The 23,033-nt window shown below is 47.0% G+C and carries 19 protein-coding genes and 2 tRNA genes; 9 read left to right on the top strand and 12 right to left on the bottom strand.

The features are described from left to right. Window positions 1-144: 144 nt before the first annotated feature. From PV783_RS12035 to PV783_RS12055, 5 genes are all read right to left on the bottom strand, one after another. Complete coding sequence (locus PV783_RS12035; RefSeq protein ID WP_079468540.1) at window positions 145-732, bottom strand: DUF445 domain-containing protein; 588 nt, start codon at window positions 730-732, stop codon at window positions 145-147. Between the two features lie 153 nt (window positions 733-885). After that, window positions 886-1,329: a zeta toxin family protein gene (locus PV783_RS12040; protein ID WP_420988140.1), complete on the bottom strand. Its 444-nt coding sequence runs from the start codon at window positions 1,327-1,329 to the stop codon at window positions 886-888. After that, window positions 1,329-1,589 (bottom strand): hypothetical protein, encoded by a 261-nt coding sequence (locus PV783_RS12045; RefSeq protein WP_133256272.1) that lies wholly within the window; start codon window positions 1,587-1,589, stop codon window positions 1,329-1,331. The genes PV783_RS12040 and PV783_RS12045 overlap by 1 nt, the downstream gene beginning before the upstream one ends. Before the next feature lie 109 nt (window positions 1,590-1,698). Beyond that, window positions 1,699-1,772 (bottom strand) — tRNA-His (locus PV783_RS12050). Window positions 1,773-1,899: 127 nt separating this feature from the next. After that, window positions 1,900-1,973 (bottom strand) — tRNA-His (locus tag PV783_RS12055). A 431-nt stretch (window positions 1,974-2,404) separates the two neighbouring features. Between PV783_RS12055 and PV783_RS12060 the strand changes: the two genes are divergently transcribed. Next, window positions 2,405-3,610: a hypothetical protein gene (locus PV783_RS12060; RefSeq protein WP_079468539.1), complete on the top strand. Its 1,206-nt coding sequence runs from the start codon at window positions 2,405-2,407 to the stop codon at window positions 3,608-3,610. Between the two features lie 230 nt (window positions 3,611-3,840). After that, complete coding sequence (locus PV783_RS12065; RefSeq protein ID WP_420988141.1) at window positions 3,841-4,383, top strand: hypothetical protein; 543 nt, start codon at window positions 3,841-3,843, stop codon at window positions 4,381-4,383. Here PV783_RS12065 and PV783_RS12070 read toward each other — a convergent pair. Continuing rightward, window positions 4,380-5,480 carry a lipase family protein gene (locus tag PV783_RS12070; protein WP_420988142.1) on the bottom strand — a complete coding sequence of 367 codons (1,101 nt, stop codon included), beginning with the start codon at window positions 5,478-5,480 and terminating at the stop codon, window positions 4,380-4,382. The two genes, PV783_RS12065 and PV783_RS12070, sit on opposite strands and share 4 nt — an antisense overlap. A 136-nt stretch (window positions 5,481-5,616) precedes the next feature. Here PV783_RS12070 and aspA point away from each other — a divergent pair, with 136 nt between their 5' ends. After that, window positions 5,617-7,020, top strand: a complete 1,404-nt coding sequence (gene aspA, locus PV783_RS12075; protein ID WP_079468536.1) for an aspartate ammonia-lyase — start codon at window positions 5,617-5,619, stop codon at window positions 7,018-7,020. A gap of 206 nt (window positions 7,021-7,226) precedes the next feature. Here aspA and PV783_RS12080 read toward each other — a convergent pair whose 3' ends face one another. Next, entirely contained in the window at window positions 7,227-9,686 is a 2,460-nt protein-coding gene (locus PV783_RS12080) for an MG2 domain-containing protein (protein ID WP_420988143.1), read from the bottom strand. Window positions 9,687-9,808: 122 nt separating this feature from the next. Between PV783_RS12080 and PV783_RS12085 the strand changes: the two genes are divergently transcribed. Next, complete coding sequence (locus tag PV783_RS12085; protein WP_420988144.1) at window positions 9,809-11,059, top strand: NAD(P)/FAD-dependent oxidoreductase; 1,251 nt, start codon at window positions 9,809-9,811, stop codon at window positions 11,057-11,059. Here the strand turns inward: PV783_RS12085 and PV783_RS12090 are convergent. Together PV783_RS12090 and folK are read right to left on the bottom strand one after the other, a co-directional pair. Further along, on the bottom strand, window positions 11,054-11,683 hold the full coding sequence (locus PV783_RS12090) for a deoxynucleoside kinase (RefSeq protein WP_079468533.1): 630 nt from the start codon (window positions 11,681-11,683) through the stop codon (window positions 11,054-11,056). The genes PV783_RS12085 and PV783_RS12090 overlap by 6 nt on opposite strands. 16 nt (window positions 11,684-11,699) lie before the next feature. After that, window positions 11,700-12,185, bottom strand: a complete 486-nt coding sequence (gene folK / locus PV783_RS12095) for a 2-amino-4-hydroxy-6-hydroxymethyldihydropteridine diphosphokinase (RefSeq protein WP_079468532.1) — start codon at window positions 12,183-12,185, stop codon at window positions 11,700-11,702. An 86-nt stretch (window positions 12,186-12,271) separates the two neighbouring features. Here folK and sppA point away from each other — a divergent pair, with 86 nt between their 5' ends. The 5 genes from sppA (at window position 12,272) to PV783_RS12120 (ending at window position 17,097) form a co-directional block, all read left to right on the top strand. Beyond that, complete coding sequence (gene sppA / locus PV783_RS12100) at window positions 12,272-14,023, top strand: signal peptide peptidase SppA (RefSeq protein WP_420988145.1); 1,752 nt, start codon at window positions 12,272-12,274, stop codon at window positions 14,021-14,023. Between the two features lie 255 nt (window positions 14,024-14,278). Continuing rightward, the gene (locus PV783_RS12105; RefSeq protein WP_079468530.1) at window positions 14,279-15,385 is read left to right on the top strand and encodes an ABC transporter permease; all 1,107 of its coding nucleotides are present in this window, start codon (window positions 14,279-14,281) and stop codon (window positions 15,383-15,385) included. A gap of 39 nt (window positions 15,386-15,424) precedes the next feature. Next, the gene (locus PV783_RS12110; RefSeq protein ID WP_111580042.1) at window positions 15,425-15,955 is read left to right on the top strand and encodes an SRPBCC family protein; all 531 of its coding nucleotides are present in this window, start codon (window positions 15,425-15,427) and stop codon (window positions 15,953-15,955) included. A gap of 12 nt (window positions 15,956-15,967) precedes the next feature. Continuing rightward, window positions 15,968-16,498 carry an SRPBCC family protein gene (locus tag PV783_RS12115; protein WP_420988146.1) on the top strand — a complete coding sequence of 177 codons (531 nt, stop codon included), beginning with the start codon at window positions 15,968-15,970 and terminating at the stop codon, window positions 16,496-16,498. 104 nt (window positions 16,499-16,602) lie between these two features. Continuing rightward, complete coding sequence (locus tag PV783_RS12120; protein WP_079468527.1) at window positions 16,603-17,097, top strand: DUF2911 domain-containing protein; 495 nt, start codon at window positions 16,603-16,605, stop codon at window positions 17,095-17,097. A gap of 54 nt (window positions 17,098-17,151) precedes the next feature. Here PV783_RS12120 and bioA read toward each other — a convergent pair whose 3' ends face one another. The 3 genes from bioA to PV783_RS12135 form a co-directional block, all read right to left on the bottom strand. Next, window positions 17,152-18,432, bottom strand: a complete 1,281-nt coding sequence (gene bioA, locus PV783_RS12125; RefSeq protein WP_079468526.1) for an adenosylmethionine--8-amino-7-oxononanoate transaminase — start codon at window positions 18,430-18,432, stop codon at window positions 17,152-17,154. A 45-nt stretch (window positions 18,433-18,477) separates the two neighbouring features. Continuing rightward, complete coding sequence (locus tag PV783_RS12130; protein ID WP_420988147.1) at window positions 18,478-20,877, bottom strand: ATP-binding protein; 2,400 nt, start codon at window positions 20,875-20,877, stop codon at window positions 18,478-18,480. 182 nt (window positions 20,878-21,059) lie between these two features. Continuing rightward, window positions 21,060-23,009 (bottom strand): LTA synthase family protein, encoded by a 1,950-nt coding sequence (locus tag PV783_RS12135; RefSeq protein WP_420988148.1) that lies wholly within the window; start codon window positions 23,007-23,009, stop codon window positions 21,060-21,062. Window positions 23,010-23,033 lie beyond the last annotated feature (24 nt).

Consider the following 23,033-nt stretch of genomic DNA (forward strand, 5'->3'; position numbering starts at 1 on the left):
TTCTTCTCAGATAAGGACAAATGTATCGGGGTACAGGTATGAATGGTTTGAGATTGTGATGAGTGGAATTATTACGCGCAGGAAATCGCAAATATAAGCGCTAAGAGGTCTTAACAGTAGTTAACAGAGGTGTGTTTCAGCGTATTACCAGAGGGAGATAGCCATGCATATTAACCCGGTAATGAGTCCGCTGATGGCGCCGAGGAGTTTAAAACTTTTTAGTTCCCTGCTGAGGAGGTTGTGGGTAATGGTTTCCAGTTGTGCTGCGGAGATACCTGCAATTTTCTGTGCTATCATTTTTTCCAGGTTCAGGTCCTGTTCTATGTTATCGAGGTATTGGCGGATCAGTACGGGAAAGAGGGTGTCCAGTTCCGCTACCAGGTGGGTTTTTATCTGGTTTACAATACTATCGCCGATGAACATGGAGAGTACGGGCATTGCTTTGGGTAGTCTTTCCCGCAGGAAGCTGTCCAGGTGTGCTTCTACGAGTGGAATAATCTTTTTGATCTTTTCCGGATCCGTCATTTTGGTTTTGATATCCTCAAAAGAAAACTGTTGTGCTACCAGTGCCCCGATGCTGTTGGCCAGGTGTGTTTGTCTTTTTGGGAACAATCCCTGCAGGGTGATAAAGCCGATGTTAACGGGTTTATACGGGCGGAAAAGCAGGGTAACAGCAAGGCTATTGAGTAACCAACCGATGACAGCAGCGATGAGGGGAAGGAAAAAGATCATTGAATGAATTGATTTTCAGATGTTACAAATGTAAAAAATAGGAAGGCAATAAGTAAATGAATTTTTTGGTTCAGGTAAAGGAGCCGGATTGGAAAAGGTTGGGGAGGCCCGCGGTGAACCATAGGGGCATTTCGTCTGGCGGGATGTGAAAAGTTATGAGATTGTCCTTTCAATTTCATAAACAGGGACATTATGTCCACCATTCATAGCGCGTTTAAATACTCTATCCAGTGATATTTCAAGTGTTGCCAATCCCATAAAGAGCATGTTTATCCGGTATTTCTCCTTTTTAAAGGTGCGTATCAATGACCAGCTCTCTTCTTCTGTAAAATGGCCTTCATATACAAAATCTTCGTTTTGCTCAAGTGCGGACTTATACTGCAACTCAAAGGTTTGATCAACATATTCATCCGTTAGCTTGCCGGCTTCTTTGTATGAACACCCCAGTTGTTTCCGGAATTCTAATTGTTTTAGCGATTTTAGCTTGTCGCCATCAAAAGGGGAGTGCTTTTTTATTAATTCTGTGGGTAACAAATCTGGCCCGGCTGAAGATTTACCAGCGCCGTTAGAGCCTGCAATAATATAAAGCGTTGGCACTAGTTGTGTTTGGAGTTAAGCCTTTTTCTGATCAGATCAGCCTGTTGCTGCGACAATTCGCTCTCAACAATAAAGTCATTCAGTTTACGGGAGACCGAAACGATTTTCATTTTGCCATCAGGGTATTCCATATAGTATTTGCCCTTTGGAAGACTTTTATGATAGATCATAAAAGGATTGCCTTGCAACAAGGTTTCATCCCGCAGTTTTTTAACCGCAATCTGTGCTCTTTTCTCTATTTCTGTCAATGGCCTTATCATATGCTTAATTTCACGTTAACGAATTTAAATAAAAAAATTCAAGACGGTGGGGCAACTGTTCACACAAACAAAAAGGCTTCCTTTTACAGAAGCCTTTTTAATTTTTCCGGGTGATTGAAGGGTTTCGAACCCTCGACCCTCAGAACCACAATCTGATGCTCTAACCAACTGAGCTACAACCACCATGTTCAACGGTTACCCCGTTTTTGGGAGTGCAAATATAAGTGAAACTTTTATCTGGCCAAGAATTTTTTTAGTACTTTCTGAAAATAAAAAAGGCTTCTTTTTACAGAAGCCTTTTTTGTTTTTGGGTGATTGAAGGGTTTCGAACCCTCGACCCTCAGAACCACAATCTGATGCTCTAACCAACTGAGCTACAACCACCGTTTTATCGTCAATTTCGTGTATTATTTCGTTGTTGGGAGTGCAAAGATAAGCGAAACTATTTTTAAATTCCAAATACTTTGAATAAAAAAAATTCAAGGGATTACGTATAGATCATATTCTGCAAATGAAACCCAATATTAAAATCGTTTTCATTTGTTAAAAAGAACCGTTCCTAACATTAACAAGCGCCTCTATTGGAACTTCCGGAAAAGGTGTATCTTTGCGCACTTTCCCATTCCATTCCCATTTTTATAAGTGATTAATAATCAGTAGGATGTTATTTTATGGCATCAAAGAAATCCCTGATTTCAGGCGATTTAATGCCCTTTAGTCCGGATAAGTTAACCAAGACAGGAAATATTTAACAAAATCCCTTTTTCTCTAACTGAAATAAAAGCAAGTATTTAATATTTAATTGTATATACATTATGGATCAGCTTAAACTGAAGTTGCAGGAGTACTATCAGCGTTACCAGCAAATGGACCAACGGGTGAAGCCTGGAAAGGAGGAGCCTGGTTTTGAGGACGTGCTGGACATGGAAAACGATATTCTTTCACAATTTGGATTGCCTACATCCCGGCGCTTTGTGCAGATACTGCATGATTTCGTGCATCATGGCCATGTGAGTGACCAGTTGCTGGATTATGTAAGTAAAAAATTACGCACGGCCGCACGTAAGTATCTATTGGCGCCTGTTATGTCCGACATTGACCTGCTTGAAAGCGCCCGCGAACAAAAACGCAGTGCTTACGATGTGTTGCCCGAGCTGGGATACCCCGCACAGGAATATGCCCTATTCCTCATTGGAGAGCTTTTTTACCGCCGCAATATGGCCGCCGGGGATATCCTCGACGAATTGAAGAAAATGCAGCATTTCGACAGCTGGAACGACCTGATGCTGCTCAGTAAAATACATAACCATACCACCCACGAACTGTACACCAAACTGAAGAAACACGAACTGCGCTTTATCGACGAGTTCATTCAGTTTACCCGCCGCCAGGAACCATCCAGGCTGGTGAATAAACGTGCTACACCACTGGAAGATGGTTATACACCTAACTATAAAACCATTACCAAAGTACAGGTGGAAGATATCATCTTTGATGAACAAACCACTCCCAGCCTGTTTGGTAAAATAAAGAGCGGCAGGGGATACGCCCGCATCACTATCAGCCTGGAATTTTCAGAGCTGAACCAGATCCTGATGAGCAGCGATGAACTGGGTGTTGAAATCAGCAATCATATTAAAAAACGCCTGGCCAATCCAGCTGCAGAGAAACCAACGGTAATAGATATACGCGCTGAATTCGGCGATGTGTTGAAACTGGACAACTGCTACCTGGAAGTATATAAACCCCAGCACAGGGAAGGAAATAAATGGGTGGAAGACAAAGATCACTTCTACTTTGTAGATAAAATTCTTACAAAAAAAGAATTTGAAAAAAGGACCAAAGAAGCAGAAGTAAAACGTAAAATACAGGAATGCCTGGAACTGATCGGCGGCTCTTATGTATATTACCAACGCCTTCGCCGTTTAGGTATCACCGACGAGGAAGCCAAACTGCGCGCAGGTTTACAGGATGAGTTGTTGTTTAAGTTGTCGTACTTTCTTAACAAGGTAAAGGAATAGCGCGGATTTTGTCTTTCTCAGGATTAGACTGATTATGCTGATTATATTGATTTTACTTTTTTGATTTTATAAAGATTTAAAAAGATTTGGGGAGATGTAAGCGAAAATATCCGCTTACATCTCCCCAAATCTTTTTAAATCAAAAGTGATCAAATCCCTAAATCAGTACAATCAGTCTAATCCTGAGAAAGACAAAATCCGCAGAATTATTTATGTTTACGTAAAAAGAAATGGAAGAACTAACTCTCGGCGTTGGCTCCCGGGTGCAGCACGCACATTTTGGTCAGGGCGTTATTGTGGCTGTTAAATATGCCCAATACCGCGTTACGTTTATGGATCATGGTATTAAGATGATCGATAAAACAGACCCGTTGTTTGAAGTACTGGTGGCAGAAAATGTAACCCCGGAAGTGGAAACCGCTTCAGATGTGGAAACGTCGTTGCTGAAGATCCTGCGCCTCTGGGGAGGTATTACGGAAGTAGTGCCGCTGGGCGACCGCTGGAAAGGTGGTACCCTTGTTCTTCAACCCGGCGATACCACGCTGAAAGCAAAAGAGCTGCCCATCGATACCTTCTTCCATAAAATAGTGATGCTGCGCGACCGCCTCCGCGTATTGGAGCAAAACATCAACAGCCACAAAGTACTCACCGATGAAGAAAAGGTGAACATGCAGCAGTACATTACCCGCATCTATGGGTCGCTCACTACTTTCAATGTATTATTCAGGGATAAGGAACACTGGTTTACCGGCGAAAAAAGCGGTAACGATTAATGGGCTTCTATATGATAGATCTGTTCCAGTTCCCACCGGTAAGCCTCCGGAAAATGATGAATAAAGATATTTTTTCCGTCGAACGGAAACTTTTCATCATAACCGTTCACGGGGTGTAAGATCACTGGCGTGCCTGCCGGCGTATAATTGTGACTGGCCACAAAATCCGGTTGCTGATACTCCGGCAGTATTTTTTTTACCCGCTTGTAGGCGAAGTTGCCCAATACCCGCTGCATGCGCCTGGAAGCCCTTTTGGAAGGACGGTCCAGCCGGCCGTACATATAATTCAACGCACCCCGCACCGGCCATTTCTGCTTCTTTAATGCGCCTTTGATATCGGTAAACGGATTCACGGTATTGAAGTCGCGCGTTGTTTGCAAAGAGAAGGGTGTTTCCGGCACCCAGTCGCGCGCATTCACTACACGCAGTCCCCAGCCATCGCGGCAAATAAAATCGAAGTCGTATGCATAATAGAGGTTACCCGGCTTAGGCGCTGCACTGGCATATGTTTTAAAAACAATGTCTTTCGGCAAACCGGGGGCATATTGAAAATAGGAACGCATTAAAAAAGAAATGGCCCCTCCCTGGCTATGTCCAAAAATGATAAATTCGTGTATGCCTTGCTGATAGTACTCATTGATCTTTTGTATCATTTCCGGTCCCATAGCTGCTACTGCCAGCATCCATCCGGCATGTACATACGCCCTGGAATCTTCTGCCACTTTATAGGGTACGGTGGTGCTGTCGTTTAATTTTACGACGCCCTGTGCCGGGATCATACCGGCATAGAAATTTTCCAGCCAGGAAGCAGCGGTGCCGTTGGTACCACGGATGGAGATGATGCCTACATTGTCTTTTCTTTTCCAGAGATCCCAGCGGTTTACCAATCCTGTTTCCGGGGAACGGTATACCAGCTCACAATCAACGGGCGGGCTGCTTTTTACTTTGGTCCACGGGGTGTCCCTGGAGCGCTCCGCCAACTTCAGCAACTCACCGTATTCGGCGGCATTGAAATTGGGTGACAGGTGCTGCGCAAAACAATTACTTCTTACGGAAAATAAAATTAGAAAAGAGAGCAGAGAAATACGAAACCCCATAGAAAATAACAAATTATGAATGACCAATTACAAATGAATAGTAACAAAAGCGCTGCACTTTAAGATAAAATAAAACAATTGAAATGCTTTCATTGTTCTAAATCCGTTTAACTTTCAGGCCTAAATTACTTTAAATATGGCAAAGAGAATTGAGCACGATTTCCTGGGAGAAAAAGAAATACCGCAGGATGTATACTATGGTATTCAAACCCTTCGTGCAATAGAAAACTTTCATATTACCGGTATTCCACTCAAAGTGGAACCCATGTTTGTGCAGGCCCTGGGCTATGTGAAGAAAGGCGCTGCTATGGCCAACCGCGACCTCGGCGTGCTTGATAAAAATATTGCAGAATACATCATCAAAGCATCCGACCGCGTGATTGCAGGTGAATTTGATGACCAGTTCCTCAGCGATCTGATACAGGGCGGTGCAGGTACTTCTGTAAACATGAATGCCAACGAAGTAATTGCCAATGTAGCGCTTGAAATGATGGGCAAAGAAAAAGGGCAGTATGAATTCTGTCACCCCAATAATCATGTGAACTGCTCACAATCCACCAACGACGCATATCCTACGGCCTTCCGCATTGCACTGATCAATAAACTTACCGGCTACAAATTAACCTTGGGTGAATTGGGAGAGGCTTTCCAGGCAAAAGGAGAGGAGTTTAAAAACGTACTGAAAATGGGCCGTACCCAGTTGCAGGATGCAGTACCCATGAGCATGGGTGATGAGTTCAAGGCTTTCGCTACCAACATCAATGAAGAATTATCCAGGGTGGAAGACAGCAAACGTCTCATCTCTGAAATCAATATGGGGGCTACCGCTATTGGCACCGGGGTAAATGCGCCCAAAGGATATTCAGACCTGGTAACCAAGCACCTGGCAGCTATTACGGGGCTGGATCTCGTACTGGCGGCAGATCTTATTGAGGCCACCGTGGATACCGGCGCGTATGTACAATTATCCGGTGTGCTGAAACGCACTGCGGTAAAGATTTCTAAAATATGTAACGACCTGAGGCTGCTTTCTTCCGGACCACGGACAGGGCTGAACGAAATTAACCTCCCGCCCATGCAGCCGGGATCATCTATTATGCCGGGAAAAGTAAACCCGGTAATTCCTGAAGTGGTAAACCAAACGGCTTTCTATGTGATTGGCGCCGACCTTATGGTAACAATGGCGGCGGAAGCAGGTCAGCTGCAACTGAATGTAATGGAGCCTACCATTGCTTTCGCGCTGTTCACCGCCATCACCTATATGAATAACGCATGCAGAGCACTGAAAGATAAATGTGTGGCAGGCATCACTGCTAATGCTGACCGCACCAGGGACATGGTGATGCAAAGCATCGGTATTGTAACACAGCTCAACCCGATCATCGGTTATGAGAAATGTTCCGCTATTGCAAGAGAAGCATTGGAAACGGGTAAGTCGGTACACGACCTTGCCGTAAAAGAAAAGAAATGGGTGACGCAGGAAAAGTGGGATGAAATTTTCACTTTTGATAACCTAATCAGACCCCAGTTTATACAATAGATCAGTGCGGATTTTGTCTTTCTGCCTGATTAGGCTGATTATACTGATTTAGGGATTTGATCACTTTTGATTTTAAATGATTAGGGGAGATATAAGCGAACATCCGCTTAAATCTCCCCTAATCATTTAAAATCCTTTCTAAAATCAAAAAGTAAAATCAAGGTAATCAGTATAATCAGCCTAATCAGGCAGAAAGACAAAATCCGCTAAAACTCCTGTTCCAGCCGGCCTACACTGCCATCTTCACCTATACCTTCCACGACTAAACGAAAACGCTTAGTGAAATCATTGTTGTAGAATTCCACCCTGGCGGTGTGCGTCAGCGTGTCTATGGCTACGTTCGGATTCCAGTAAAGCGTGAGGCGTTTATCAGGTAATGCGTGTACTTCTTTTTTCACGGAGTAGTCCGGTGAATAGAATTGTTTCACGATCTGGTAGCCTGCTTTTTTATACAGTTTAAAGCCCCTGATACTTGGATCATTTTTAGGTGAATTATCGCCGCCTTTTTTGGTATATACCGCAATAGCGCCATTGGCGCCGCCAAAGCCACCCATAAACGGAGGACGGAATACTTTGATGAGTGCAATATCCTGGATGGAGAGGGTGCTTAGCATACTCACATCCGACTGCATTTCATTGAGATATAATCCCGGTGCGCCACCGCGCCAGGAAAGCGTTGGATTGTTATAATCGCCTGTAATCTGCAGCCCTGCTACTTTGGATTGCAGGTACTGGAATACGTTGAGTGCAATGGGCGTTTCTTTTGTTAAATCGAAAGAGTAACCATCACCACCGGAGAACATACCGGAAGCGTAACGTTTTTCCGTGGTTTCTTCCGGCTTCACTTTTTTCGCATTTACGTTTACTTCCTGCAGGTACACCGTTTTATTATTGATGGAGCGGTTTACCTTGTTGCCTTCTGCCGCATTGGCGAGGAATTGTTTCAGTGCATTATTATCAACCGCAGGTGGTATGCGCAGCGGGTAAGGAATCTTAATTTGTGTAGGACGTTCAAAGAAGTGATTATCGAATTTCACGTTTACATCTACGCCTTTTTTTACGAGGTCGTTGCCCTGGTAGTAGATGTAAGCGGTATCCGGGAATACCATGTTGGCCATCTCAAACTGTCCTTTATCGTTGATGGGAGTAGAGGCAAACATGGAGGAGCTGTCTATCGGGAGACGGATGATCATATCCAGTTTACCGGTAGGCATCGGGCGGCCATTGAGCATGGTGGCTACTCCTTTCATGAGTAATCCCTGTTCGTATGGGAACCTCACTTCAGGGAATTCGTTATTGATGATCTTTTCCCAGCTGAAACGTCTCCAACCGTTGGTCATCATCACCAGGTCCAGACCTTTCAGGGTGGAGTCGGCATCATTACGGAAATACCACGACGGATTGTAGATATAACCTTTGATATCGGAGGTGAGCAGGAAAGTAGAGATGATGTTATTGGAATTTTTATCTACCGGTACCGCGTCTGCATCCGTAATGGCTACAGAGATATTTGTTTGCATGGTATCGGGTAATCTCAGTTCAAAGGCATTCTTTGTTCTGGGTTCCTTGTGGGTATCTGCGTCCAGTACATCTATCTGCATCAGGTCATTTTTGCGGACGAAGGCAAGGCGTTCTGCCAGTGGCATGCCTGATTTAGCAAAAAGCGTGATCTGGATAATACCTGATGGAAGATGATCGGCGGGAATAAATCCGCTGATGCGGCCTTCCCCGATATCCAGGTTGGCTTTGTACACCAGCTGGCTACCCATCTGGGCAATGATCACGAGATCGTTGATGGAGGTATCGGTTACGTTGCCGGGTACAGCCTGGTAAAAGATACGGCTGCCTTTATTGAATACTTTCAGGGAGGCGCCGGCAGCTACTGCTGCGGGGAGGGCCACCGTTTTGGTTTGTCCTTTATTGTTTTTTACCGTTGCCTGGAAGATGTCCTGTGCATTGGCAGGGGTGATCTCGAAAGAGCCCATACCATCGTGCAGGGTTTTGATCACTGCGCTGCTGGCGCCTTTAGCGTCCTTTACGGCGCCGGATACTTCTACCGGGTAACCATTGTTATCGATGGCTTTAAAAGCTACCACGTTAGGCTGGCCCACAATCAGGTTACCGCCTTCAGGGAAAAACTGTACGGCAAAATCCGGTGTGGTGGCACTATCGGCTTCCGGTTGTGTTTTTTTGGAAGGATCAAAGATTTCTATGGTCCGGGTATAACTGAATGCGGGATCAAAGTTGAGCATCCAGGCGGTATAAGCCCTTAGCTGGTATACGCCTGCTTTCTGCGTTTCCGGCAGATCGAAGTTACCGGGTGCGCCGGCGTTGCCAACGGCAAACAGTTTCTTTTGTACAATGTTATTGTTTTTATCCAGCAGCTCCACATACAGGTTGGTGGCGGTGGTGGCAGGCATGCCCTGCAGGGTGAGATAGGCTTTGAACCAGATGGTTTCACCGGCTGCGTAGTAGTCCTTATCAAGATGCAGATATACTTTTTCGGCCGGGTAACGGTTGCCGAAGGTTTGTAATGCCTTTATAATGCGGTCGGACCAGTCAGTAGGGCGCGTTTGTACAGCCAATGCACTCATTACGCCGCCTAACATAACGGCTGGTATTATCCATTTCAGATGTTGTCGCTTTTTCTTCAGGTTCGATTGCATGCAATATAGTTTGAGCGGGTATAATATATGTCAAAAATATAAACTTTGGAAGATTTAATCAGTAAGATTACGGCAGGTTTGTTATTATTGCGTGTTCAACCTACGGTTTTAACAAGATTTTAATGAGTTCAGGAAAGAAACGTTTAGTGATAGCTGGTGGCGGTGCTGCCGGTTTTTTTTGTGCGGTAAATGCGGCCCGCCTATGCCCGCAACTGGAAGTGGTATTGCTGGAAAAAACAGGCAAGCTGTTATCGAAGGTAAAGGTGAGCGGCGGCGGGAGGTGCAATGTAACCCACAATGCGCCTGACATTACGTATATGGCTAAACGCTATCCCCGCGGCCAGAACTTTGTAAAGAAATCGTTTTCCCGGTTCTTTGTGCCCGACACCATCTCCTGGTTTGGAGAAAGAGGGGTAGCGCTGAAGGCGGAAGACGATGGCCGGATGTTCCCGGTAACAGATAACTCCCAAACGATTATCGACTGCCTCCTGCGGGAAGCAGATAAATATCATCTTAACATCCGTACCAATACAGAAGTAACTTCCTTTAAAAAGGGCAGCGACGGGCGCTGGGAGCTGCAATTGCAGCAAGGTCCTGCGCTTACCGCCGACTATTTATGCATTGCCGCCGGAGGCTACGCGCAGGCGGGCAAATTTGCCTGGCTGGAACAAACGGGTCATAGCATTATGCCACCGGCGCCATCCCTGTTTACCTTTAATATGCCGGGCAACCCTGTTACGGGCCTGATGGGAGTAGCCACCAATGCACAGGTGAAAGTAGCCGGTACCAAACTGCAGGAACAGGGCCCTTTGCTGATCACCCACTGGGGTATGAGCGGTCCGGCTGTATTGCGCTTGTCGGCCTGGGGCGCCCGGGAACTGCAGCAACTGCAATATACCTTTACCGCTATCGTTAACTGGATTCCTTCCTACAATGAAAATACCCTGCGGGAACACTGGCAGGATCTGCGTTTTGAATTAGGAAAGCAGAAGATATATAATAAAAACCCTTTCAGCTTACCACAGCGTTTATGGCAATTCCTGCTGCAACAGGTAGGTATTTCTGAAGAGATGAGATGGGCGGACGTTCCGGCGAAAGACCAGAACCGTTTAATGAAGCTGCTGGTAAGCATGGAATTCCCGGTGAAAGGTAAAACTACCTTTAAAGAGGAATTTGTTACCTGCGGGGGTATTACGCTCAGTGAAATAGACCCGGCCACCATGGAAAGCCGGCTGGTGCCCAACCTGTTCTTCGCGGGCGAGGTAATGGATGTAGATGGCATTACCGGCGGCTTCAACTTCCAGCACGCATGGACAAGCGGCTTTGTGGCCGCCAGCGCCATTGCCCAGCGGATGACAACATCCGCATCATAGTTTCAGATAATGCACTCCCGGCTCGTATTCTTTTTCCAGCGCCAGCAGCAGGTGGTCGAAATCTTCCGGCTGCCGGAGAAAATCCACTTTGGTAGTATCTATCATCAGTGTGCGCACGGGATGTTGCTTGATATACTGCATGTACATATCATGCACATTCAGGAGGTATTCGTCGGGTATTTGCTGCTCGTAGGAGCGGTTGCGGTGACGGATATTTTCCTGCAGCTTTGTAACCGGTGCATTCAGGAAGATCAGCAGCTCCGGCTGCACCAGCTGCGGATTGATGATATCGAAAAGTTTCTGGTAAAGGGAATATTCTTCTTCCGGTAAATTAATCTTTGCAAACAACAGGCTTTTAATGAAGAGGTAATCGGAAATGATCACATCGCTGAAAAGGTCCTGCGACTGCAGCATTTCCTTGAGCTGTTTATATCGTTCCGCCATAAAAAACAGTTCCAGCGGAAAAGCGTATTGCTGCGGGCGTTCATAAAAAAGAGGGAGAAATGGATTATCTGCAAATTCTTCCAATATCAGTTTTGCAGAGAAATGGGTAGCGAGCATGTTGGCCAGCGTAGTTTTGCCGGCGCCAATATTTCCTTCTACCGTAATAAATCTATAGTGCATGAAAATGGGTTTAAAATTAATCCAGGTAACGGTTTGCAGGTAATGTATCCGGACAGCTGGCTGCCAGTTCCCTCACGGTTTTATGCAACACGGGGTGCATATAGTCCGGGATAATTTCCATTAAAGGCACCAGCACAAATTGCCGGAGATGCATCCGCGGATGCGGTACTTTCAGATCTGGCAGGGAATGAATGCTGTCGTTGAAAAAGATCAGGTCGATATCAATTACCCTCGATCCCCATTTCTCCTGGCGGATACGGCCGATCTTTCTTTCTATCTCCAAAAGTGTATGCAATAACGTTAGTGCATCCAATGATGTGCGGATCTCCACTCCCTGGTTCAGGTAGTCCGGTTGATCCACGGCTCCCCAGGGAGCGGTCTGGTATAAGGCTGAGGTTTGTACCACCTCTCCGGCTGTTTCAGCAATCAATTGTACCGCCTTTTGCAGGTTCCCGGTACGATCACCTAAATTGCCACCTATAAGTAATATTGCTGTATTCATGTATATTTCAGGACTCAAAAGTAGCCATATTCCTTATTTTTGAAAAAATGTATCTTTCTATCTCAGTTTCATCTTAACAAAAAAGTATGCGTTTCTTTAAAGTTTTCCTGGCCTCATTCCTTGCATTCATAGCATTTACAGTAGTATGCTTCTTTATATTGCTGATAATGATAGGTAGGGCCATTACCCCTGAAAAGGTAACAATTTCCCCCAATAGCGTACTGGTGCTCGAAACGGGGCAGTCGTACAACGAGCAGAATGTAGTTAACCCACTCGCCAAACTGATAAACAACGAATCAGCAGAACCCCCTGGGTTGTATCAGCTGGTAAGATTGATAGAGAATGCCGCCAGTGATGACAACATCAAAGGCATTTATCTGAAAGTAAACGGTAACCCCAACGGCTTTGCCAGTACAGAGGAGTTGCGCAATGCGCTCCTCCGTTTCCGGAAGTCCAAAAAATTTGTATACGCATACGGAGAAGTGATGGACCAGAACGCCTATTACCTGGCCAGCGCGGCAGACAAAGTTTACCTGAACCCAAAAGGTGGAGTCGATTTTACCGGTTTTGCCAGCCAGGTGATGTTCCTGAAGGGAACCCTGGATAAACTGGAAATCAAACCGGAAATTTTTTACTGCGGAAAATTCAAAAGCGCCACCGAGCCACTGCGCGAAACACAGATGACAGAGGCCAACCGTATACAAACCACCCAGTTCCTGGGAGAGCTGTATGGCACCTTCCTGAAAGGAATAGGCACTGCGCGTAATATTGATACAGCTACTTTACATGGCTATGCCAATGAGAATCTTATCCAGGAACCGGCCGATGCACTGAAATATAAGCTGGTAGATGGTTTGAAGTATGATGATGAATTGATGGCAGAACTGAAAAGCAAAACGGGCATTAAACAGGATGAGGAAGTAAGCCTGGTGACCCTCGGAAAATATAACAGCGGTACTGACCTTTCTTCCGGCAGCGGCGAAGGACGGATAGCGCTGATCTATGCGGAGGGCGATATCATAGGCGGAGAATCAGACCGGGATAAAACCATTGCGAGCGAGAATTACATCCGCGAAATCCGCAAAGCGCGTGAAGATAAAAATATAAAGGCAATCGTGTTCCGGGTAAACTCCGGTGGCGGTAGCGCACTGGCTTCTGAAGTGATCTGGCGCGAATTGTCGCTGGCTAAGAAAGTGAAACCGATAGTGGTGTCTATGGGCGACTACGCAGCATCCGGCGGTTACTACATTTCCTGTATGGCTGATAGCATTTTTGCAGAACCTAATACCTTAACCGGTTCTATCGGCGTATTTGGTGTGATGTTTAATATGCAGGACTTCTTCAAAAATAAAGTGGGTGTTACCTTCGACGGCGTTAAAACTGCTCCTTATGCAGATCTTGGTTCTATGGGCCGTCCGCTTACCGAAGTAGAGAAGCGCTTTATCCAGAATGGTGTAGACAGTACCTATGCTTCTTTCAAATCACGGGTGGTAGCCGGCAGGAAGCTGAACCCCGCTATCGTGGACAGTATTGCCCAGGGGCACGTATGGAGTGGCCTGCAGGCAAAGGAACTGGGATTGGTAGACCGTATCGGTGGTATCAACGAAGCGCTGGCCTGTGCCGCAAAGCTGGCTAAACTGTCGGAATACCGCTTACGCGAATACCCGGAGTCAAAAATCTCGATCAGCAGGCTGGTACAAACCTTTAGCGGCAACATGCGCGCGCAGATGGTGAAGCAGGAACTGGGCGCCAACTACGAAATTTACCAGCAGATAAAGGACGTACAACAGTTGCATGGCGATATCCAGGCAAGAATGCCGTTTAAATATAACTTCTAAGCGTATTTTGTCTTTCTCAGGATTATGCTGATTACTTTGATTTTACTTTTTGGATTTTATAAATTTTAAAAGATTAGGGGAGATATAAGCGAATCCGCTTATATCTCCCCTAATCTTTTAAAATCAAAAGTGATCAAATCCCTAAATCAGCATAATCACAGTTAATCGGGAGAAAGACAACCTCCGCTGCATTTTTTACTAAAAGCTGGAAAAACGTTGTAGTTTTACCGCCGGTTTTTAAAATAGCAGAATCAGATGAATGGAGCTAAGTACAGTCAGTTGAGGGCCATGCTGGCCATTACGAAAGGAAGTTTAAGAGGTATTTTCCGTAGTCCTTCCGCAGTAGTGTTCAGTTTGGGTTTTCCGCTGGTATTTATCCTGGTGTTTGGGTTTATTGGTAAAAGTACTGTTTCCGTTAAAGTGGGGGTGGACCGGCGGACTGATATTACCAGCAGGTATTACCAGGAATTGTCGCATGCCGGTACGCTGAAACTGGTCGCCGATCAGCCTGAAGCAGAAATGGAAGATGATCTGAAGAAAGGCCGTTTGGTGGCCATTCTGAACATTGTGCCGAAAGAGGGGGCTGATCATGTAACTGCTTATGATATTAATATCCGGACCTCTACCGCCTCCGATGCTGCAAAAAAAGTAACCCTGTTATCGGTGCTGAAGAGCATCGCCGGCAAACTGGATGATGAAACCTATAAACGCCCTACGGTAGCCACTTTTACACAAACAGAGGTGCCGGGTCGTGAATTTAAGACCATCGATTTTATTTTACCTGGTCAGCTGGGCTTTGCCCTGATGAGTGCCGCTGTTTTTGGTACGGCCTTCCTGTTTTATAATATGCGCCAAACGCTGGTACTCAAGCGTTTCTTTGCTACACCCATCAAACGCACCTATATTGTACTGGCAGAAGCGCTGAGCCGGATGATCTTCCAGCTTATCAGCTCTGTGGTAATTATTGCGCTGGGGCATTTTGCCTTTGGCTTTACGCTGGTACATGGCTTTGCCACCTTCCTGGAAATGCTGGTATTGTCTGTATTCGGGCTGCTGGTATTTATGGGTTTTGGTTTTGTGGTGAGCAGCCTGGCAAAAAACGAGAGCACTATTCCGCCGCTGGCCAATATCGTTACCCTGCCCCAATTCCTGCTGGCGGGCACCTTTTTCCCGATAGATTCCTTCCCTGGCTGGCTGCAGCCGATCTGTAAGATCATGCCGCTCACGTACCTGATAGACGCCCTGAGAAAAGTGGCTTTTGAAGGGCTGCATCTCTGGCATGTAGGCTGGGATATTGCCATCCTTACTTTATGGGGTGTTGTCGTATATGCGGTAGCCGTGAAAGTATTCAAGTGGGAATAAGGCGATTTCGTTAGCTTTGTGATACCTAAATCCAGTCACATGCAAGCCTTTTTCATTATCCTGGGTGCGTTCATTGTCCTTGTGCTGGGGCTTTTCATTTTCAGTTTATTCCTGTCTTCTGCCATTAAGGTAGAGCGTTCGTTGGTAATAACGGCTGCGCCGGGAGATATTTTCCCGCTGGTGAACGTAGCCCGTAACTGGGAGCTATGGTCGCCCTGGAAGGAACAGGACCCCAACGTTAGAATTACTTACGGGGAAAAGGAAAGTGGCGTGGGCGCCGGTTACAGTTGGGAAAGCCGCAACCGGAACGTAGGGAAGGGGCATATGACCATCACGGAATCCAAACCCGATCAGCAGGTGGCCACCCACATCGATTTTATGGGTATGGGCGTTACCAAAGGCTATTTCCGGCTGGACCCTGTAAATGGCGGCACCCTGGTTACCTGGGGAATGGTGTGCGATATGGGGCAACATCCCATCCGGAAAGTGATGGGGCTGATGATGGACAAATGGGTAGGAAAGGATTTTGAAAAAGGACTGGCAAACATAAAGCGGCTCCTTAAAGGATAATATATTTTTTCTATGCGGTTTATTAAGTTGTTACTGATCAGTGTGATCATTTTAGGCGTGGTGATTTTCGGGCTATCGCTGGCATTTCCTTCTACAGCAGTGGTAGAGCGTACAGGTGTTATCCGTGCGCCTGTTGATACGGTATACGCACATATCAGTAACCTGAAAGCCTGGGATGCCTGGAACCCCTGGACCCGCCCCGATACTACCGCCACCCTGGTATACTCCGATCCGCCGTCCGGCCCCGGCGCCTGGTACAGCTGGGATGGAAAACTCAACAGCGGTAAGGTAACGGTACTGGACAGCGATCCGGCCACGGGGATTCATTACCTGCTCGATATTAAAAGCGTGCGTCCTGTAAACGGAGGCATAGAACTGAAGCCAACGCCGGATGGCAAAGCCACCGCCATTTTCTGGCATATGGAAATTAAACTGGGCATGTTGCCGTGGTGGAAATTAAGGGGATTTGTAGCCGACAGGGTATACGGCCCGGCCATGAACGACGGATTGACGAAGCTGAGCCGGATCTGCGAAGGAAAATAGTATGGAGTTATTTTACCATTGATCCAATAGTTTTGTTTACGATGGTTTTTATGATTTAAATTGTTGTCGTATCTCAACAACTTCTTACAGAAAAAACTAAAAAAATGAAACATTTCTTTTTGGCAACCTTATTTCTGGCCTTTACCAGCCTCGTTTTTGCTCAGGAGAAGGCACGTAAAAGCCCCCACGTTACAGTAGAAGCCAACGGTATTAAAGTAGTGTACGGCCAGCCTTCCAAGAAAGGCCGCGAAATTTTTGGTAAACTGGAACCATTTGGTAAAGTATGGCGCACCGGCGCTGATGAAGCCACCCTGATCACTTTCAGCAAAGACGTGGTATTTGGCGGCAAACCTGTAAAAGCAGGTACTTACACTTTCTTCTCTATTCCTGATCCTAAAACCTGGACCGTTATCCTGAATGGTAAACTGGGTCAATGGGGCGCTTATGATTACGACAAGAACAAAGGCGAAGACGTAGTATCCGTGAAAGTACCACGCGAAAAACTGTCTACACCAGCAGAAAAACTCACCTTCACTTTACCCGGTAATGCAGTGGTATTTGAGTGGGATGACACTAAAGTATCTGTACCGGTTAAATAATATTACCGGGAAAAATATCAGGGGGCACAGACACCGCGTCTGTGCCCTTTTTTATTATGATAAGGTAGCCACCAGTTCCCGGATACTGTTGTACACTTCCTCCAATTGTTCGTTGGTGATGCAGTAGGGCGGCAGTATATAAAGGGTATTGCCCAGCGGGCGCAGCATCACTCTTTTAGCCCGGAAGAAGCGGTGCAGTTCATCCGCCAACGCATTCGTGTAACCGTCGGCGTTAGCCGTTACTATTTCAAACGCCAGGATGGTACCCAACAATCTTGGATTTTTTATAACGGTATAAGTAAACAACTCTTTCAGAAAGGCTGCATGCTTTTCGTGTATGCGTTCCCGGTTGGCGGCGCAGGCCGGATCGGTAAAGAGGTCCAGGCTGGCCAGTGCGGCCGTGCAGGCCAGCGGGTTGGCGGTGAAAGAATGCCCGTGGAATAATGTTTTCAACTTATCTGTGGAAAGAAAGGCTTCATATATGGCTGCGGTGCTGGTAGTTACGCCCAGCGCCATTGTGCCGCCGGTGAGCCCTTTGGAAAGACAAACAATATCCGGTGGCGTTTGCAGGTATTCCATCGCAAAATTTTTACCGGTTCTGCCAAAGCCGGTCATCACTTCATCTGCAATCAGCAGTATATTTTTAGCGGCGCAAAACTGCAGCAGCTGTTCAAAGGCGGCCGCATCATACATCACCATGCCACCGGAGCCCTGGAGCAGCGGTTCAAAAACAAAGGCGGCAATATCTTCCGGTTGCAGTGCAATGATGTTGTTTATTATTTGGGAGATGTTTTCCGCAGTGGGTACTTCAATGAACTGGACATCAAACAGGCGGTCATCAAAAACGCGGGTGAACACACTTCTCCCACTTACGCTCATGGCGCCGAAAGTATCACCGTGATAGGCGTTGTGAAAAGCCAGGATCTTATGTTTGGGGGTGCCTTTGTTATCCCAGTACTGGATCGCCATTTTCAGGGCTACTTCTATGGCAGTAGAGCCATTGTCTGAATAAAAAACGCGGCGTTGATTGGCGGGAAGCAGCGGTAGTAATCGCTCCGCAAGATGAACAGCCGGCGGATGGGTGTAGCCGGCAAAAATGCAGTGTTCCAGTTGCAGCGCCTGGGCGGCCAGCTGTTGCGCAATATGCGGATGCGCGTGACCGTGAATATTCACCCACCAGCTGGAGGTGGCATCTATATAGCTGTTATTGTTTTCGTCGAAAAGCAAAGCCCCCTCACCACGTACAATGCCTATTGGTGCAGGCGCGGTTTGCATTTGGGTGTAAGGGTGCCAGATCACGTCCAGATCACGGGCCGACAAAGAAGATGTTTGCATAATTGCTGGCTGTTGGTGCAGGCGCGAAGGTACTATAAAAGGAGGTTATGTTTTCCGGTGCCGCTCCAGTATCTCCAGCAGATCCTCTGCTGCGTATGGTTTGGGCAGCATGTCTTTTACATGCAAACGGGCCAGTCGTTCGGTTACTTCCGGCATAATGTCGGCCGTTAATACAATGATAAAAGCATCCGGCTGTAGTTGTTGAATGTGCGGAATCGTTTCGTAGCCATTCATCTCCGGCATATGCAGATCGAGGATAATACCGTCAAAAGATTGCTGCTGTATTTTTTGTAGCGCCAGTTTACCATTACTGGCTGTTTCAATCTGTGCACCTGAATTTTTCAGCTGCAATTCAAGGATACGGATATTGATGGAATTATCTTCTACTACCAGTAGCTTCATATTTTTCAGATAACCTTCCCGGTGTTTATTTTTCTTGTGCATAGGACCGCGCGCTGTTTCAGGTATTGTAAAGCTGATATCAAAACGGAAGGTGGTGCCTTCATTTTTTTTACTTTCCAGGATGATGTTGCTGTTGTGGAGCGCCACCAGTTTTTTGGTGATGGCGAGTCCAAGCCCTGTGCCGCCATGATGGCGGGTAGTGGCTGAATCTTCCTGTACAAACGTATCAAATATTTTAGCCTGCATTTCAGGGACAATGCCCACGCCGGTATCCTTTACGGCAAAGCAAAGGGTACAGGCGCCGGCGGAGGCATTTCTCCGGCGTACATCCAGTGTAACTGATCCCGCGCTGGTAAATTTGATGGCGTTGTTCAACAGGTTATTGAGTACCTGCGATAATCTTACCGGATCGCCCTTCAGGGTGGCCGGCAAATGATCAAGCCGGGAAATCAGTTCAATGCCCTTGCCGGCTGCCATTGGCTGGTAATTACGCATAAGGCCTGTGAGCAGGGCTTCCGGATCAAACGGAATATTTTCCAGTTCAATTTTCCCCGCCTCCATTTTGCTGAAGTCGAGGATATCATTGATCAGTCCAAGCAGGTGGTGGGCGGAGAATTCCAGGCTGCGCACCACTTCCGCCTGTTCTGCTGCCGGGTTTTCCCCCAGGATACCGGCGATGCCGATAATGGCATTGAGGGGCGTACGGATTTCGTGGCTCATTACGGATAAGAAATCACTTCTCGACTGCGCAGCTTTCTGTGCGTTGTCCCGGGCAGTGGTGAGCGCCAGTTCTGTATCTTTCTTATCAGTAATATCCATGATAATGCCCCTGAAGTGCGTAAGTTGCCCCTGGTTGTCAAATACCGCCCTGCCAATGGTACGCATCCAGGTGGGTTTGCCTTTGGCGGAGAGGTGCCGCAGTTCCAGGTCGAACGGCTTTTTATGATGGATCAGCGCTTCCCTGGCGGCAATGAAAACGGACCGGTCGTCCGGATGATAAAACTCAACGGACGAATGAAAGGTGAGGGGGTAGTCGTGCGGTACCTCTCTCAGTTCATACACTTCGCGGGTCCAGTAGGTTTCGCCGGTGGCTACATTGAATTCCCATCCCCCCATTTTACCCATCTGCTGGCAAATACCGAGCAGCTGGTTACTCCGGTGGAGTTCAGATTGTGCCTGCAGGTAGCTGTTGTTCTTTTTTTCAATTTCCGAGATATTCCGGATCATCAGCAGGATGCGCCGTGGGGCGGGCGACTTATCTTTGATGAGCCGTAACTTCAGCTGGTACCAGTTTTGCAGCCCCTGCCTGATATCCGGGTACACAAATTCCTGGTTTTCTCCTGTTTCCAGCAGTTTATCTGTTAGCCGGTCGAAAGTGCCGGCATGTTCGCCCAGTGCCTCCTTAATGGTTTTGCCGATCACTTCTTCCCTGGGCCGGAACAACAGGTTGTCGTTGCTGCACCATATCCCGGTGAAGATCTTCTGGTCATTCATCTCAAATAAAATATCATCCAGGGTAAGCATCAGCGAATCCCATTCTGCTTTTAACCGGGTAAAATCGGTTTGCAGCTGCCTGGTTTCCCTTTCCCGGAGTGCGTGAAAATGAAGATGCCCTAATATTTGCAGCAGTGGTTGCAGGAAAGTAACGGTATCTGCAGCGTAGCCGCTGGTGTTGCCTGCCAGCCCTATTATGGCCAGCACCTGTTGCTGGCAGGCAACCGGTAACCCGATGAATGCGGGCGTGCTGTCTCCTGCCGGTGCTATCAGTGGTTGTCCGTTGGAGGCCACCTCCTGCAGGGCAGGCGTGAAGTTCCAGCCGTGTTCCGGCGCGTGATTAATGATCGTAATGGTATGCAGTTGTGAAGGCGTATCGCTTTTCTTCAATTCTCCCACAAAACCGTAAGTGCTGCCTGTGAGTTCCATCAGTTGTCCTAACAGTTGCTGAACGGCATTAACGGGATGTTCCTGCGTTGTATAATCCGCAGGAATACTACCAATGATGTCCAGTAACTTTTGTTGACGCAGCGCTGCAGTAGCCAGCATGAGCGATGTTGGTTTAATATTCGATGTTAAAAAAGAGGCCAGATTATGAATACCGGTGTAGTTACATCGTTAAGATAATACCGTGGAAATAAATTTAGGGAATTAACCGGAGAAACGAACAAGGAATTATTGTCACCAGCGGAGGGAACGTTTTTAGGCCGTTCTCTCCGCTGATGGATGTGTTATTTTGCCATGCCGCCGTTCTTAAACAGGGCATAGGCAGTTTGATAGGTGGCAATACTGTTTTTCAGGAGTGTGCTGTCCATCGCGGTGGCGCGTTGTTCATTGCGTTCTTTGTTCCAGCTGAAGCATTGCGCTTTTTGCTGCGGACTCAGGATGAGCAGTTTACCCGGCTCCAGGTAGCCCAGCTTTTGATAGGTGCTTACCATTGCGCGGGGCTGGTACCCGGGCTCCAGCACATTTTCGCCATAAAATTTACTGTTGTAAGTCCAGTGCAGCATACCCAGCAGGGTAGGGTAAATATCTATCTGGGAGCACATGGTGCTGATTTCCTGCGGCGCTGCACCCGGAACATTGTACAGGATACAGGGGATATGATATTTACTGATTTCTATTTCATTTTTACCGGCGCTGCTGGCGCAGTGGTCGGCTACAAAAATGATCACAGTGTTTTTAAACCAGGGTTTGGTGCGGATCTTTTTCAGGAACTGCCCGATGGCGTAGTCGGTATACTTTACAGCGCCTTCGCGGCTGCTGCCGGAAGGGATGTCTATTTTGCCGGAAGGATAGGTGAATGGCCGGTGGTTGGAGGTGGTCATCACAAAATCGTAGAACGGTTTCCCGGCAGCATATTTCTGATCGGCGCTTTTAATAGCGGCGGCATAAATATCCTCATCGCATACGCCCCACGCATTTTCGAACTGTACGGCGCTGTCCGGGATGTTAGTGCGGGTGGTGGTGATATGATCATCCACCAGTTTATGACGGAGCCGGTCGGTGATATCATAGCCATTATTCCCAAAGTATTTGTTCATGTTATCGAAGTAGCCATCGCCGCCATAAAAGAACGTACTCTCATAGCCTTGCTGCTCAAACAACTGGCCCACAGAAAAGAGATTTTCATTCTTTTTCCGGCGAACAATGCTTTGTCCGGGTGTGGGCGGTACCGCCAGTGTCAGCGCTTCCATACCTCTTACGGTGCGGGTGCCGGTAGCGTACATGTTAGTGAACAGGATGCCTTCTTTGGCGATACTGTCCAGCACCGGGGTGATATGCCCGGTGTTGCCAAAGCGGTCCATGAAATCAGCGCTGAAGCTTTCAATGGTGACCATAATCACGTTGGGTGTAACACGTGTAGCCGTATCCGTTATACTCCTGTAAATAGTGTTACCGGCGGCCAGGTAATGGCTGTCGGGCGATTGTAATAAGGTACGCAGGCGGCTGAAGGCGCTGTTATCATCTTCCAGCAAATAATATTTATCATACGCCAGCTCATTGTTCAGGTAGGCAGATATAAACGAATACACACCCGCTTTGGATAACTCCTGCGCATACCGGTTTTTGCTTTTTTCTGCCCAGGTATTATTGACCAGGAAAATGTGAAGGAACATCAGGCCGGTCAGGACTGCAAAGATGAGCAGCCGTTTTCCGAACGGCGTGTTCGACTGGAAACTGTTGCGGAAAACTCCCCTGCGCGCCAAAGCCCAGGTGATAAGGGCGGTGAATAATAATACGCCGCCAATCAGTAATGGCAATGGATACGACTGATTTATATTACTGATTACTTCATACGTGTAAATGAGGTAGTCTACCGCAATAAAATCAAACCGGCCGGAATATTCTCCCCAGAAGGTAAACTCCGCAAAAAAAGAAAACACGAGGATCACCATGGCCAGGAAGAAACCGGTGTAGGTGAATACCCGGTTAAACAGGGTGTTGTTGAGCCGTTGTGGCAGCAACAACAGGTAAAGCGCGTAAGCGATGGTAAAGAATAAGGCTACCCCGGCATCGTAAATAAGACCTTTGCCATAAATAGCCGGTAAATGGGACAGGCGCAGCCCGGATTGTGGGAAAGCCCATACCAGTAAGGCAGTTCTAACGAGGAACGACAGGATCAGGAGTACGGCGCCAAAGCCCAGGAGCACCGCATACCTGTTTTTTACAAATTTCATGGTGTATAGAATAGAAAATTAAGA

This window comes from Chitinophaga sp. CC14 (assembly GCF_048957795.1).
GTDB classification, from domain to species: domain Bacteria; phylum Bacteroidota; class Bacteroidia; order Chitinophagales; family Chitinophagaceae; genus Chitinophaga; species Chitinophaga ginsengisegetis.

What these genes read in the sequence shown, in the direction of transcription:
- PV783_RS12035 (WP_079468540.1), bottom strand. Translation starts at nt 732, where the DNA reads ATGATCTTTTTCCTTCCCCTCATCGCTGCTGTCATCGGTTGGTTACTC.
- PV783_RS12060 (WP_079468539.1), top strand. Translation starts at nt 2,405, where the DNA reads ATGGATCAGCTTAAACTGAAGTTGCAGGAGTACTATCAGCGTTACCAG.
- aspA (WP_079468536.1), top strand. Translation starts at nt 5,617, where the DNA reads ATGGCAAAGAGAATTGAGCACGATTTCCTGGGAGAAAAAGAAATACCG.
- PV783_RS12090 (WP_079468533.1), bottom strand. Translation starts at nt 11,683, where the DNA reads ATGCACTATAGATTTATTACGGTAGAAGGAAATATTGGCGCCGGCAAA.
- PV783_RS12120 (WP_079468527.1), top strand. Translation starts at nt 16,603, where the DNA reads ATGAAACATTTCTTTTTGGCAACCTTATTTCTGGCCTTTACCAGCCTC.
- PV783_RS12105 (WP_079468530.1), top strand. Translation starts at nt 14,279, where the DNA reads ATGAATGGAGCTAAGTACAGTCAGTTGAGGGCCATGCTGGCCATTACG.
- bioA (WP_079468526.1), bottom strand. Translation starts at nt 18,432, where the DNA reads ATGCAAACATCTTCTTTGTCGGCCCGTGATCTGGACGTGATCTGGCAC.
- sppA (WP_420988145.1), top strand. Translation starts at nt 12,272, where the DNA reads ATGCGTTTCTTTAAAGTTTTCCTGGCCTCATTCCTTGCATTCATAGCA.
- PV783_RS12045 (WP_133256272.1), bottom strand. Translation starts at nt 1,589, where the DNA reads ATGATAAGGCCATTGACAGAAATAGAGAAAAGAGCACAGATTGCGGTT.
- PV783_RS12080 (WP_420988143.1), bottom strand. Translation starts at nt 9,686, where the DNA reads ATGCAATCGAACCTGAAGAAAAAGCGACAACATCTGAAATGGATAATA.
- PV783_RS12085 (WP_420988144.1), top strand. Translation starts at nt 9,809, where the DNA reads ATGAGTTCAGGAAAGAAACGTTTAGTGATAGCTGGTGGCGGTGCTGCC.
- PV783_RS12130 (WP_420988147.1), bottom strand. Translation starts at nt 20,877, where the DNA reads ATGCTGGCTACTGCAGCGCTGCGTCAACAAAAGTTACTGGACATCATT.
- PV783_RS12115 (WP_420988146.1), top strand. Translation starts at nt 15,968, where the DNA reads ATGCGGTTTATTAAGTTGTTACTGATCAGTGTGATCATTTTAGGCGTG.
- PV783_RS12065 (WP_420988141.1), top strand. Translation starts at nt 3,841, where the DNA reads ATGGAAGAACTAACTCTCGGCGTTGGCTCCCGGGTGCAGCACGCACAT.
- folK (WP_079468532.1), bottom strand. Translation starts at nt 12,185, where the DNA reads ATGAATACAGCAATATTACTTATAGGTGGCAATTTAGGTGATCGTACC.
- PV783_RS12110 (WP_111580042.1), top strand. Translation starts at nt 15,425, where the DNA reads ATGCAAGCCTTTTTCATTATCCTGGGTGCGTTCATTGTCCTTGTGCTG.
- PV783_RS12135 (WP_420988148.1), bottom strand. Translation starts at nt 23,009, where the DNA reads ATGAAATTTGTAAAAAACAGGTATGCGGTGCTCCTGGGCTTTGGCGCC.
- PV783_RS12070 (WP_420988142.1), bottom strand. Translation starts at nt 5,480, where the DNA reads ATGGGGTTTCGTATTTCTCTGCTCTCTTTTCTAATTTTATTTTCCGTA.